Raw genomic sequence first — 12,390 nt, 5'->3', positions numbered from 1 at the left:
CCTAAACGATGCCGGGACGCCCGCCGCAAGGAAATGCGACGGGCAGATTTGTTGATCAATCGGCCGGGATGCGGCCGTGACCAAACCTACTGCATGGAATTGTAGGCGTCGATGATGGCCTTGCCGTCTTCGCCCGCGTTTTCAAGCCACTCGGCGGCCATGGTCGCACCGATTTCCTTGAGTTCGCCCTGCAGGCTCTCGCCTGCCGGCCCGACCGTCATGCCGCCGGCGCGAAGACCGTTCAGCGTGAACTGGGTGTATTCGACCGCACGCCATGTTCCGGCATATTCGGCGAGTTCCGCGCAGCCCTTGATGATGTTGTGCTGGGCCTCGTCAAGACCGTTCCACACATCCTTGTTGATCATGACATAGTTGCGCGGCAGCCAGGCGTCGACTTCATAGAAATGCGTCAGGCTCTCCCAGACCTTGCGGTCATAGCCGGTGGAACCGGACGAGACCATTGCATCGGCAACGCCGGTGGCGAAGGCCTGCGAAATCTCGGCGGCCTCGATCTGAACCGGCAGCATGCCCGTCAGTTCGGCAAGCCGTGCCGTGGCATTGTTGTAGGAGCGGAACTTGATGCCTTCCATGTCGGCGACCGAGTTCACTTCCTGCTTGAAGTAAAGGCCCTGCGGTGGCCAGGGTACGGAATACAGCAGCACAAGATTCTGCTCGTCGAGGATCTTTTCCATCGTCGGCTTGGCTGCTTTCCAGAGCTTGGCGGCATCGTCGAACGAGGTCGCCAGGAACGGAACCGAGTCAACGCCGAAGACGGCGTTCTCGTTCTGGTGCCCGGACAGGAGACGTTCGCCGATCGGCGCCTGGCCGGTCTGGATGGCGCGCTTGATGTCGGCGCCCTTAAAGAGCGAACCGGACGGGTGGGTGACCACCTCGATGGCGCCGCCGGTGCCGGTCGTGATGCACTTGGCGAATTCAGCGGCCGTCGCCGAGTGGAAATTGGTTGCCGAATAGGCAAGCGGCATATCCCACTTTTCCGCGAAGGCTGCGCTTGCGGTAACGGCGAGTGCTGCCGAGACCATCAGCGTTGCTGCGTGTTTCTTGATTGATGCTTTCATTGGGTCCTCCCGGTTTGAAGCATTTGACGGTGGTTAAAATCGGTTCGGGTTGTAGACGGACAAGTCGATATTCGGCCTGTCGCCCGCTATGAGGCCGGCGACAAGCCGCCCTGTCTTGGGCCCACCCGTAAGCCCAATGTGATGATGCCCGAAGGCAGTATACACGCCGCTCTGCCCGATCTCGCCGATCAGTGGCAGGCTGTCCGTCGGCGCGGGCCGGTGGCCGAGCCATTCTTCGCTGTCGGCATAGGTCAGTTCGGGAAATGTGTTTTCGACTGTCTTTCTCAGAAGCCTGAGCGGAGCCTTCGAAGGGCCGGCTTCAAGACCGCCGAATTCGACGACGCCGGCGCAACGCAGTCCGGCGTCCATGGGTGTCGCCACGAATTTTCCCGCCGCGACCATGGCCGGGGATTTCGGGCCGTTTGCCGGTTGCTTGAACACGATGTGGTAGCCGCGTTCCGATTCCAGCGGCACTTTGAGCCCGAGCTTGGCGGCAAGCGGTTTCGACCAGATTCCGGCGCTGAGGACCACATGGTCGCAATCGAAGCGGCCCTGATCCGTCAGGACGGCCCGCACGGCGCCGCCGCTGAGGTCGAAATCCTTGACCTCCGCGGTGACAAACCGTCCGCCCATGCCCTTGAAGGTTTCGGCGAGCGCGGCGACATAGCCGCCGGGATCGGTAATGTAGCCATGATCGTGCATGACGGCGAGCAGCCCGACCGCCGGGCCGAACGCGGCGTCGTATTCCTGTACGCTCCCGCCCTCCAGGATCTCAGGCTCGAAACCGGCGGCCCGGCGCAGTTGCCAGGTATAGGCGTCGGCGTCGAAGGCCGCCCGGTCCGCATAGGCGAACGTGTAGTCCGAGGGGATCATGTAGCGGCTTGCGTCACCATCCTCAGAAAGCGCTTTATGTTGTTCGACGCTGTCGCCAACGATCGGCGTCAAGCCATTGGAGATGCGGCGCGTATCGTTGTCGTTGGCGTGGCGAAGATAACGCAGCAGCCACGGCGCGAGCCGGGGAAGATAGGACCAGCGCAGGAAGAGCGGGAATGAGGGGTCGAGAAGCAGTTTCGGCCCCTTGAAGGCGAGGCCGGGCGCCGTCACCGGAACGACCGAACAGGACGCAAGAACACCCGCATTGCCAAAGGACGTGCCCTGGCCGGGCGCGGCCCTGTCGATCAGCGTGACCTGCAGCCCCGACCTTGTGAGCCAGATCGCCGCGGACACACCAACGATCCCGGCGCCGATGACAACGATGTGCTTGGCTGCGCTCATGCTGCTCCCGTCAACTCAAAACCATCTTCGCGGCTTTTGCCGCCCGAGCCGGATCGCCTTGCTTCAAAGGCACAGATTGCCAGCCGAAGTTCATCATTTCAAATACAAACATATGTACAACCCATAACTTCAGGTGATATGTTCCCGCATGTCGCTTCGCTTCCGTCAGTTGCAGGCTTTTCACGCCATCGTCGAAACCGGCACCGTGACCGGTGCCGCCGAACAACTCGGCATCTCGCAGCCCGGCATCTCCAATCTCCTGTCGCAACTGGAGCGACAAACCCGGTTGAAACTCTTCGAGCGCTCCAAGGGCCGGCTGGTGCCGACACCGGAGGCCGGTGTGCTCTTCCAGGAAGTCGACACGGTGGTTCGCGGTCTGGATCATGTCGCGCAGGCGGTATCCGACCTGCAGAACAAGCAGGCGGGCCAGTTGCAGGTGGCTTCGCCGCATGCCCTGTCCTTCGGCTTCATGCCGAAACTGATCGCGCGCTTCGCCGCGGACCGGCCCGACATGTCGATTTCCTTCCAGTCGCAATATTCGACGAAGATCCAGGAATGGGTTCTGGCGGGTCTCTTCGAGATCGGTGTTTGCGAGATGCCGCTCACCTACGATGCCTTCGACAGTCATGTCGTCCAGGTGGAGACCCTGCTTGCGCTTCCCGAGGGCAGCCCGCTGGCGCGGTACGATGTTCTGACACCTGATCTGCTGGCCCCCGAGCCCTTCATCGTGATGGGACCGGACCACATGACCCATCGGCGTACGCGCGAGGCGTTTCAGCATGCCGGCGTGCCCTGGCACACCAAGGTGCATACGCATCTTTTCAAGAATGTGCTCAGCTTTGTCCAGGAGGGTATGGGTGTTGCTCTGCTGGATCCGTTCTCGCTGAATTTCGATCACCAAGGCGGCTTTGTCACCCGACCTTTCCGGCCGGCGGTGCTTCTCGATCTGGCCGTGATTACGTCGCGGGCCCGGCCGCTGTCGTCGCTGGGCAGCCAGTTTCTGGACGTGCTGCTGGACGAACTGCGGCTTTACGCCGCCACGCGGCGCGGATAGCCGGAAAGTATCGAATAGCAGGTCGATGAAACGTCGCATTATCCCATCCAGCGCCGCACCGGCGCGTTGGCTTCCTCGAGCGGCTGGCAGACAATGTCGACCAGTGAAGGGCCGTCATGATTGACCGCCTGCCGAAGAACGTTTTCAAGGTCCTGGGGATCGTCGACACGCCATGATTTGACACCGTAGGCCGCAGCCACGGCGGCCTGGTCCGTGCGGTTGAAATCGACATTGTAGTAGCGTGCGTCCGTGTCGGCGTACTGGCTGGCCTTGATCCAGCCGAAATTCGCATTGGAAAAGACGATATAGGTTATCGGCGCGCGGGCGCGGCAAACGGTTTCCAGTTCACCGCAGGTAAAACCGAAGGAGCCGTCGCCCATCATTGCGACGATCTTGCTGGAGGGGCGCCCGTACCACGCGCCAAGTGCCGCCGACAGGGAATAGCCGAGCGCGCCGTGGGCGCGGTTTGTGATGAAATAGCGTCCCTCTTTCGGCTGACGGAAATAGGCCGAGTAGTAGGGACAGCTTGTGCCGGGATCGGACAGAACGGTCGCGTCTTCCGGCAGCACTTTCATCATTGCGTCGATGACCCGCTCCGGCCTGATGGGACGCTCGTCGCTCTGTGCCAGCCGATCGAAAATCGCGAATTTGCGGCGCTTGATATCGGCAATGACTTCCGCGCCGCCGAAAGTGTCCGAGCCCTGGCCGTGCCGGTCGAGTTCCGCGTTGACGGCGGCCAGCGACAATTTCAGATCGCCGCAGACGCCGACCTCGGCCTGGTAGTTGGCGCCGATCACCATCGGGTCGCTGTCGAAATGCACGATGCGGGCGCCGGGCTTGGGTGCCTCCCAGCGTGATGTTGTGGTGGAGCCGGCGCGGCAGCCCATGAAGACCACCAGGTCGGCTGCTTCCATCAGTTCCCAGGTCTCGTCGGTGCCGCCGTTCGAGCCGACTACGCCAAGGCTATTGGGGTGGGTGTCGGCAAGCGAACCCTGGCCCGAGATCGATGTGGCGACGGAAATGTCGAGGCGAGTGGCCAGGCGGTCAAGCTCATCCATGGCGCCGGCAATGACGATGCCGCCGCCGCAGACGATGAGCGGATTCTTCGCCGAAAGGATCGCATCGACGGCTGCTTCGGCAGCACCGGGCTCCGGCGCGGCGCGATAGGCCGGATAGCTTTGCAGCTTGCCGTCGGCCCAGACATCGTCGGTGTCCACCGCGTCATACTGGATATCGTAGGGCAGGCCCAGATGTGCCGATCCGGGCCGCCCTGTGGTCATGGCCCGGAAGGCGGCGCGCACCATGCGCGGAATGTGATCGGCGTGGCGGATGACCGTGTTCCATTTGGTCAGCGGCCGCATCAGGGCTTCCTGGTCGAGCTCGGTCAGTGGGTATTTGCCGTAGGAGGCGACCGATATGTCTGTGGTGATGCCAAGCACCGCGTAGGAGGATTCGCTGGCCTCGATGAGACCCGGGATGATGTAGGTCGCGCCGCCGCCGGACGGTCCTTCGCACACGCCGACACGCCCCGTCACCCGCGAATAGGCGTCGGCCATATATGTGGCCGAGCGCTCGTCGCGCGTCAGCACATGTGTGATGCCGTGGTTAAGCCGGTAGAGCGCATCGTAGAAGGGCAGGGTGGTGTCGCCGCAGAGCCCGAATATGTGCCGGACGCCGTGCGCCTCCAGCATGCGCACCATGGCTTCGGCGCCGTTGAGGGTGTTCGTCACGCTTCGATTTTCCTTTTTCGCTCCGGCGGCAGATCCACCTGCGCAGGCCATTGCTGGATTTCATACAGAATTGTATACAGCATAAAATGCAGATGTGAAGACAAAAAAATTGCGACGGGCGCGAAAATATGTCATCCCAGCATGGTCCCCACGGACGATGACCAGCGAGGTGTCGGAAATGAGCAAGGCGAGCAGCAGCGTCGACCGGGTCTATGACCGGGTCAGGCACATGGCTGCGAACTTTGAATTCAAGCCTGACGAGCGCATCAATGAGAGCGCTTTGTCGACCGCGCTGGGCGCCAGCCGCACGCCGCTGAGGGAGGCGCTGAACCGGCTTGTCGCGGAAGGATTCCTGACTTTCCAGAACGGGCGCGGGTTCTTCTGCCGTTCGCTCAGTCCCGAGAAAATCGTCGATCTCTACGAAGCCCGCCAGGCCATCGAGTGCGAGGCGCTCAGACGGTCTGTTGAGCGGGCGTCGGATGACGAGATCGCAACGGTCCTTGCCTATCTTGACGACACAGAACCGCATTACAACACCAGCGATTCGACGGTGGAGGTTCTGGAGATGGACGAGGATTTCCATATCCGTCTTGCGCAGCTGTCGAAGAACTCCGAACTCGTGCGGCTGCTGCGCAACATCAATGACCGGATACGGTATGTCCGGCTGGTCGATCTGAAGATGATCCTGGCCAAGAAGCAGATCGCCAGGAACAAGGGCGCGAAGCTCTCGGCGCACAGGATCATTCTCAATGCGCTGGCGGCGCGGGATGAAAAGGCCGCCGTCGCGGCAATGCGCGGCCATATCGAACGCAGGCGCGAGGAGGCAACGGAAGCCGTCCGCATCGCCTATTCGCAACTTTACGTCCCGGCGGACTGATCCGCCTTTTCAGGGAGAATATGCATGTCCGTCGAATTCGGTGGAAAAACGGTCTATGGCGCCACGATCGGCATCATGATGCTTGAAACGCAGTTTCCGCGCATTCATGGCGACATCGCCAACGCCTATACTTGGCCGTTTCCGGTGCAGTACCGGATCGTGCGCGGCGCGACGCCCGACAAGGTGGTGCGCAACAATCCGCTGGAGCTGGTCGATGATTTCATCGCCGCAGCCAAGGATCTCGTCGCCTCGGGTTGCGACGGGCTGACGACCAATTGCGGTTTTCTCGCTCTCATCCAGGACAGGGTCTCGGACGCGGTGCCGGTGCCTGTTGCGACGTCGTCGCTCATGCAGATCCCGCTGGTCCAGCAGATGCTGCCGCGCGGCAAGCGCGTCGGCGTCATCACCATCTCGGAGACCAACCTGTCGGAGGCCCATCTGTGTGCCGCCAATGCGCCGCTCGACACGCCGATTGTCGGCACCGACAAGGGCCGCGCCTTTACCCACGGTATCCTGGACGATCAGCCGAGCATCGATTTTGCCGACTGCCGGCTCGACCTGCTGGATGCGGCGCGCGCGCTGGTCACGTCGCATGACAATATCGGCGCCATCGTGCTCGAATGCACCAACATGACGCCCTATGCGCGGGACATCAGGAAGTTGACCGGGCTGCCGGTCTTTTCGATCTACAGCTTTGTTCGCTGGTTTCACCAGGGGCTGGTGCCGGACCGGTTCGAACTGACGCTGGACGATCCGACCCTGAACCTGACCGGACGCCAGAGCGAGTTGTGATTAGATTGACGCATTTGACCGCGGCGATTTTGGTCACTGGCTAGGCGGGTTGCGCGCCGTGGTGTCACCCCACCACAAGCGCGAGCCAACGACGCCAGAGGCCAAAATCGTCCGGCCCATTCACTTTTGTTGTCTAATGGCTTCTTCCTCAAAAGGGTGGGGAAAATCGGCCCATCGGCGTCGTTGCGCCGCTTGCCCGATGCGCTGCATCGCGCTGCGCGACGCGCCTAGCCGACTGGACCGATTTTCCGCCATCAAATGAATCAATCTAATCACAACTCGCTCTAGCCCAGCTTCCCGCCCATTTCCTCTTCGATGTGGGTGCGGATGATGTCGTCGATCGAACTGTCGGCGGTAAATCCCAGTTCGGTTGCCCTTTCGGCATTGAAATCGCGCGGCCAGCCGCTGACGAGACGATTGACCAGTTCGTCCGGCTCCTCGCGGATGAGCGCCGAACGCTTCTCGCCCGAGACCCGGTCGAGCGCTTCGATCATCTCGGCGACGGTGACCGATACGCCGGGCATGGTCAGGGCGCGGCGCGGCCCGACCGCCTGTGTGTCAATCGCCGCTGCATGGACGAGGAAGCCGGCGGCTGCGCGCGGGCTGACCATCCAGTGGCGCACCTCGCGCGAGACGGGCAGAACGGCCTCCTGACCCGCAAGCGGTTCGCGAAGGATGTTTGAAAAGAAACCGGACGCCGCCTTGTTGGGCCGACCGGGTCGAACCACCACGGTGGGCAGCCGGATGGCCAGACCATCGAAAAAGCCCCTGCGGCTGTAATCCGACAGCAACAGTTCGCAGCAGGCTTTCTGCGTGCCGTAGGAGGACAGCGGCGCGTTGAGGAATTCGTCGCCGATTTTCTCGGGGAAGGGCGCGCCGAACACGGCGATCGAGGAGGCGAAAACCAGGCGCGGGCTGTCGTTCAGGGCGCGGACGGCTTCGAAAAGACGGTGCGTTCCTTCAAGATTGATGCGGTAGCCCTTGTCGAAATCCGTTTCCGCCTCGCCGGAAACGACGGCCGCGAGGTGGAAAATGACGTCGGGCCGCCCGGTAACAAGACGTTCCGCTTCGCCCGGATCGGACAGATCGCCGACCCCGGTCTCAACGACCCAGGGTGCATCGGGTTTTTCAGGCTCGACAATGTCGTAGAGCAACATGGAATCGATGGCTTTGCCGGCGAGGCCGCGATCTGCGCAGAGCCGCGCCACGAGCTTGCGGCCGACCATTCCGGCGGCGCCGATAATGAGGATCTTCATGGTGTCTTCCTTTGGCCGATCACGCGGCTTTTATGCTGTTTTGATTTGAGCCGGCGCGGGCGCGGCCGGTAGGGTTGCTTCATGAAACGGATCATACTTGCCATTGTTTTCGCCGCAACCGCCCTGGCGGGTGCTTCCGCATCCGACCGGCCGGCTTCCTGGCAGGATCTGCGCGCGCTTGTCGACAACGCACCTTCCATTGCCGCGGGTGCGGATTTCGATCCGGCGCGACAAGGCCCGGTCATTGTTACCTTCTTTGCGTCCTGGTGCCCGCCCTGCACGGATGAGTTCCGGCATCTCAACAGTCTTGCGGCAAGCGGTGAATATGATGATGCGCAGATCATCGCCATCAATCTTTACGAGGATTTCGGCGGGGTGAAGAACCCGCAGCGCATGGCCCGCTTCATCGAGCGCACGGCGCCGCAGTTCCCACTGCTGAAGGGGTCCGATGATATCCGCGAGGCCTTCGGCAATATCGACCGCATCCCGACGGTTGTTGTCTATGGCCGCTCGGGCGATGAAGTCTGGCGTTTTGTCCACGAACGCAACGCGGAAAAGACCCACGCTACCGAAGCCGATCTTGTCGAGGCGCTGGAGCAGGCGCGGGCGCGATAGCCATTGGAAATTTCGTCGACCGTTCGCAACCGGCAAGGTCGTTGAGAACCGGCCTGTGGCAGCCGGTCGGATGTTGCTTTCATTGGCGGACCTGGCAGTATGGCAAGTTGCCGATCCACCATAAAATGTTTCAATCCGGGTCAAACAGGCCCTGAAGGCGGTTGATTATTGGGCGGGAAGTTACTACCTCCCTATTCGTTGAAATGGAGATTTCATGCCCCGGTAAGGTAGGGAGGCAAAAGCCCTCCCGAGGCAAATCACGAACCGACACACGCTGCCTGTGAATGGTCGCGAACGCTTGTGGTTTGCAATTTCACGACACCTTACCGCTGTAAGCCCGGGCCGTGCCCGGGCCCGAGACATGGAAATCCATCCACAATGACTCGTGACTATTCCCGCTTCTTTCCGTCCGGTCTGGCTGAAGGCAGATCGAAACCCCTCCCGTCGCCCCTTGAAACACTGGGTTGGCAGCCATTCTTTTCGCGACAGACAGACATTGACGAACTGGTCGACACGCCGCCGGTCCGAATTGTCGAAGTGCATCGCAATGCAATGCACGTCTGTGGCGAAGGCATCGATCAGACGATACCGCCGAGGCCGGATGCAACCGTCGGCGATTGGTTGATGCTCGATCGTGACCGGTTGAAGTCCAGCCGGCTTCTGGAACGAAAGAGCCTCATCAAGAGACGCGCTCCCGGAACGGGCCGACAAGAGCAACTGATCGCCGCCAATATCGACACGGCCTTCGTCGTGACGTCCTGCAATCAGGACTTCAAAGTCGGACGCCTGGAGCGTTATGTCGCCCTGGCTTTTGAATCCGAAATCACACCGGTCATCGTCTTGACCAAGACAGACCAATGCCCGTCTCCCGAACGTTATATAGAACAGGCCGGAATGGTCTCGGAAAGGGTTGCGGTCGTCGCGCTCGATGCGCGCGGCGGCGAGCCGTCGGAAAAACTTGCCAGCTGGTGCCAACCCGGCGCCACGGTTGCTTTTCTAGGATCGTCCGGCGTCGGAAAATCCACCTTGACCAACGCATTGTCCGGCACGCAATCGATTGAAACGCAGCCGATACGGGAAGACGACGCCAAGGGTCGGCATACGACAACGCGGCGGCAACTCCATTCGATGCCCAATGGCTGCCTGGTGCTGGACACACCGGGCATGCGCGAGCTGCAATTGACGGACGCGGCCTCCGGAATTGAGGATGTCTTTGCGGATATTCACCTTCTGGCGACGCAATGCCGGTTCAAGGATTGCCGGCATGAAACAGAGCCGGGTTGCGCTGTCTTGCGGGCGATCGAGGAGGGTACGATCGACGCCGCGCGTCTCGGCCGCTGGCGCAAACTCGTGGCGGAGGATGCATTCAACTCGGCCAGCCTGGCCGAACGCAGAGCCAAGGACAAGGCCTTCGGAAAGATGGTCCGCGATGTCATGAAGCAGAAAAACAGATGGGCGCAGCGCGATGACGACTGAAAAAGCCGGCCATATCGTCTGGCACGATCTCTTCACGCCCGACAAGGAACGCTCGATGGCGTTCTTCGAACGTATCGCCGAGTGGGCATTTGTGACGGAACGGGCCACGGACTTTGCGTGGGGTGGCGGAGAAAGAGACTTTGTCCTGGCCTTGAGAGACAATGAGGCTGGCGCGGGTTTCGCGGAGACGCCCGAAGGGGTACCAAGCGGCTGGATTGCCTATGTCGAAGTGCCTGATGTCGACGCCGCGGCCGCGCGCGCCGAAACATCCGGCGGAACGATTGTCCGGCAGCCGTTCGAAGTTCCCGGCGTCGGACGCAATGCCCTCTTGCGCGATCCGCTTGGCGCGCTTTTCGGCATTTCTCTTTCCCGCCATTCATATCCTGTCCCGCGGCGGCAATTCGGCATCGAGATCTATGTTTCGGGTGCCGCTGCGTTCCCGGCCGCCTTTTATGCGCAGGTCCTGGGCTGGAATGCGGAGTCAGCAGCCGCCGCCACGCCGACGGCCGGCATGATAACCGGACCCTCGGGCGAGGCCGTTGCGGTGCATTTGTCCGGTGTGGCTGCACCGGATGCACCGGCGAGATGGACGCCGCGCGTCCGTGTGTCGAAGCCGGACAAAGCGCGGCGTCTGGCGGAGGACCTCGGTGCGGTGTGCCTAAAGGGTCCAGTTGCCGAAGCGGCGGCGGAATTCGGTTTCTTCATGCAGGATCCGGTCGGTGCCTATTTCTGGCTGACCCGTTCCGAAGGGGAAGCGCCGTGAGCGACAGGCCGCAAAAGCAGTCCTGAATGCCAGCCCCGAGCGGTGCGGGCCAAGTGTATCGGATCGCGAAAGGGCTGCGCGGCTCCCGGAATGAGGGGCCGCGAGGTGAAGCTTGTCCGCTTGTTGCAGAGACAGTTTTGTGCTCTTGTCATTGTCATTTCGCTTGGCGAAATATCGTTTTGAAAATCATTGCGCCGCTTCGGTTTGTTTGCAACCCTTGCTCCGGAACGGACCGCCTGCATCGCCGATATTGCGCGAATCTTTGCGGCAAATGATCAAATGGGGGATGTGCTGTGTATGACCTTTTGAAAGGCGTTCGGGTTCTTGACTTGACTTCGGTGGTCCTGGGACCGTTTGCCACCCAGTATCTCGGGGATTTCGGGGCCGATGTCATCAAGGTCGAACCACCGGGCGGGGATATCTTTCGACATGTCCAGCCTTCCCGATCCAGAGGTATGGGTGCCGGGCATCTGGCGTTCAATCGCAACAAGCGCGCGATTGGTTTGAACCTGAAACAGCCGGAGGATCGCGCCCGCCTGACAGCCCTGTTGGAGGCGGCGGATGTCCTTGTTCACAACATGCGGCCCGCAGCGGCAAAGAGGCTTGGGCTGGACCCCGAAAGCCTGCGTGAGGCCTATCCGCGGCTCGTCTATTGTGTCTCAACCGGCTATGGCAGCCGTGGACGGTTTGCGGACCGGCCCGCCTATGACGACATCATACAGGCCGCCTCGGGCATTGCGCATCTGAACGCCGATTCGAGTGGCAACCCGCGTTTCCTGCCCACGATTCTTTGCGACAAGATTGGCGGACTTCATCTGGCTATGGCGGTGTTGGCTGGCGTTGTAAGGCAAACAAAGACCGGCAAGGGATGCGTGGTCGAGGCGCCCATGTTCGAAGGCCTGGTGTCGTTCCTGCTTGCGGAGCATCTCGCCGGCGAAAGGTTCAGGCCCGCCAAGGGGAGCATGGGATACAACCGGATCATTTCAGAACACAGAAGGCCGTATGCCACCAGGGACGGTTACGTGGCCGTGCTGCCCTATGATGGAAGGCACTGGATGCGTTTTCTTGAGGCCATTGGCAGGCATGAACTGGCGCGAGCGGACTGGGTGCAGGATGCGGCGCAGCGGTCCGAGCGTGTGGGTGAGCTTTATGCGGTCATTGCCAGGGTCATGCCGGAAAGAACCACGGCAGACTGGATATCGCTGCTGCACGATCTCGACATTCCTTGCACAGCCGTCAATTCGCTCGATGATCTCCTGAGCGATGCGCATTTGGCGGATGTCGGTCTGTTTCAGGACATAGAGCATCCGAGCGAAGGCTCGCTACGGGCGATCCGTACGCCGTTCTGGGTGGAGGGGGCCGAGGATCTTCCCGACGACCCGGCACCCGATCTGTTGCCGTCGGATGCCGATGTCGCCTGGGCAGAACGGTAAGTTTCAAACCGGGGGCATGCGTCCGGTCTGGCGCCAAGCGCCG

11 protein-coding genes are annotated in these 12,390 nt (G+C 61.4%); 7 read left to right on the top strand and 4 right to left on the bottom strand.

Annotated features, from left to right (window positions below; translation table 11 throughout):
• Positions 1-86: 86 nt before the first annotated feature.
• Positions 87-1,076: a TRAP transporter substrate-binding protein gene (locus OOZ53_RS24055; RefSeq protein WP_271092323.1), complete on the bottom strand. Its 990-nt coding sequence runs from the start codon at positions 1,074-1,076 to the stop codon at positions 87-89.
• 33 nt (positions 1,077-1,109) lie between these two features.
• A complete protein-coding gene (locus tag OOZ53_RS24050) occupies positions 1,110-2,351 on the bottom strand; it encodes an NAD(P)/FAD-dependent oxidoreductase (RefSeq protein ID WP_271092322.1) in 1,242 nt (413 codons plus the stop codon).
• 148 nt (positions 2,352-2,499) lie between these two features.
• On the opposite strand from OOZ53_RS24050, the gene OOZ53_RS24045 reads away from it, so the two are divergent.
• Positions 2,500-3,405, top strand: a complete 906-nt coding sequence (locus tag OOZ53_RS24045) for a LysR family transcriptional regulator (protein ID WP_271092321.1) — start codon at positions 2,500-2,502, stop codon at positions 3,403-3,405.
• Positions 3,406-3,443: 38 nt separating this feature from the next.
• Here the strand turns inward: OOZ53_RS24045 and OOZ53_RS24040 are convergent, their stop codons facing one another.
• Positions 3,444-5,135: a thiamine pyrophosphate-binding protein gene (locus OOZ53_RS24040; protein WP_271092320.1), complete on the bottom strand. Its 1,692-nt coding sequence runs from the start codon at positions 5,133-5,135 to the stop codon at positions 3,444-3,446.
• Between the two features lie 178 nt (positions 5,136-5,313).
• On the opposite strand from OOZ53_RS24040, the gene OOZ53_RS24035 reads away from it, so the two are divergent.
• Together OOZ53_RS24035 and OOZ53_RS24030 are read left to right on the top strand one after the other, a co-directional pair.
• The gene (locus tag OOZ53_RS24035; RefSeq protein ID WP_271092319.1) at positions 5,314-6,012 is read left to right on the top strand and encodes a GntR family transcriptional regulator; all 699 of its coding nucleotides are present in this window, start codon (positions 5,314-5,316) and stop codon (positions 6,010-6,012) included.
• Between the two features lie 24 nt (positions 6,013-6,036).
• Positions 6,037-6,804: an aspartate/glutamate racemase family protein gene (locus tag OOZ53_RS24030; RefSeq protein WP_271092318.1), complete on the top strand. Its 768-nt coding sequence runs from the start codon at positions 6,037-6,039 to the stop codon at positions 6,802-6,804.
• A 284-nt stretch (positions 6,805-7,088) separates the two neighbouring features.
• Here the strand turns inward: OOZ53_RS24030 and denD are convergent, their stop codons facing one another.
• Positions 7,089-8,060, bottom strand: coding sequence for a D-erythronate dehydrogenase (gene denD, locus OOZ53_RS24025; protein ID WP_271092317.1), 972 nt, complete (start codon positions 8,058-8,060; stop codon positions 7,089-7,091).
• An 81-nt stretch (positions 8,061-8,141) separates the two neighbouring features.
• Here denD and OOZ53_RS24020 point away from each other — a divergent pair, with 81 nt between their 5' ends.
• The 4 genes from OOZ53_RS24020 (at position 8,142) to OOZ53_RS24005 (ending at position 12,347) form a co-directional block, all read left to right on the top strand.
• A complete protein-coding gene (locus OOZ53_RS24020; RefSeq protein ID WP_271092316.1) occupies positions 8,142-8,675 on the top strand; it encodes a TlpA family protein disulfide reductase in 534 nt (177 codons plus the stop codon).
• Between the two features lie 378 nt (positions 8,676-9,053).
• Positions 9,054-10,151 (top strand): ribosome small subunit-dependent GTPase A, encoded by a 1,098-nt coding sequence (gene rsgA, locus OOZ53_RS24015; protein WP_271092315.1) that lies wholly within the window; start codon positions 9,054-9,056, stop codon positions 10,149-10,151.
• Positions 10,141-10,914: a VOC family protein gene (locus OOZ53_RS24010; protein ID WP_271092314.1), complete on the top strand. Its 774-nt coding sequence runs from the start codon at positions 10,141-10,143 to the stop codon at positions 10,912-10,914. The genes rsgA and OOZ53_RS24010 overlap by 11 nt, the downstream gene beginning before the upstream one ends.
• A gap of 338 nt (positions 10,915-11,252) precedes the next feature.
• A complete protein-coding gene (locus OOZ53_RS24005) occupies positions 11,253-12,347 on the top strand; it encodes a CaiB/BaiF CoA transferase family protein (protein ID WP_271092365.1) in 1,095 nt (364 codons plus the stop codon).
• Positions 12,348-12,390: the final 43 nt, after the last annotated feature.

Origin of the sequence: Allohoeflea poritis (genome assembly GCF_027889715.1) — a bacterium.
GTDB lineage: Bacteria > Pseudomonadota > Alphaproteobacteria > Rhizobiales > Rhizobiaceae > Hoeflea_A > Hoeflea_A poritis.
This window is presented reverse-complemented; position numbering and strand designations above follow the sequence as displayed.

Excerpts from the sequence above, each read along its gene's own strand:
- denD (WP_271092317.1), bottom strand. The coding sequence starts at position 8,060 with ATGAAGATCCTCATTATCGGCGCCGCCGGAATGGTCGGCCGCAAGCTC.
- OOZ53_RS24035 (WP_271092319.1), top strand. The coding sequence starts at position 5,314 with ATGAGCAAGGCGAGCAGCAGCGTCGACCGGGTCTATGACCGGGTCAGG.
- OOZ53_RS24050 (WP_271092322.1), bottom strand. The coding sequence starts at position 2,351 with ATGAGCGCAGCCAAGCACATCGTTGTCATCGGCGCCGGGATCGTTGGT.
- OOZ53_RS24045 (WP_271092321.1), top strand. The coding sequence starts at position 2,500 with ATGTCGCTTCGCTTCCGTCAGTTGCAGGCTTTTCACGCCATCGTCGAA.
- OOZ53_RS24020 (WP_271092316.1), top strand. The coding sequence starts at position 8,142 with ATGAAACGGATCATACTTGCCATTGTTTTCGCCGCAACCGCCCTGGCG.
- rsgA (WP_271092315.1), top strand. The coding sequence starts at position 9,054 with ATGACTCGTGACTATTCCCGCTTCTTTCCGTCCGGTCTGGCTGAAGGC.
- OOZ53_RS24010 (WP_271092314.1), top strand. The coding sequence starts at position 10,141 with ATGACGACTGAAAAAGCCGGCCATATCGTCTGGCACGATCTCTTCACG.
- OOZ53_RS24055 (WP_271092323.1), bottom strand. The coding sequence starts at position 1,076 with ATGAAAGCATCAATCAAGAAACACGCAGCAACGCTGATGGTCTCGGCA.
- OOZ53_RS24030 (WP_271092318.1), top strand. The coding sequence starts at position 6,037 with ATGTCCGTCGAATTCGGTGGAAAAACGGTCTATGGCGCCACGATCGGC.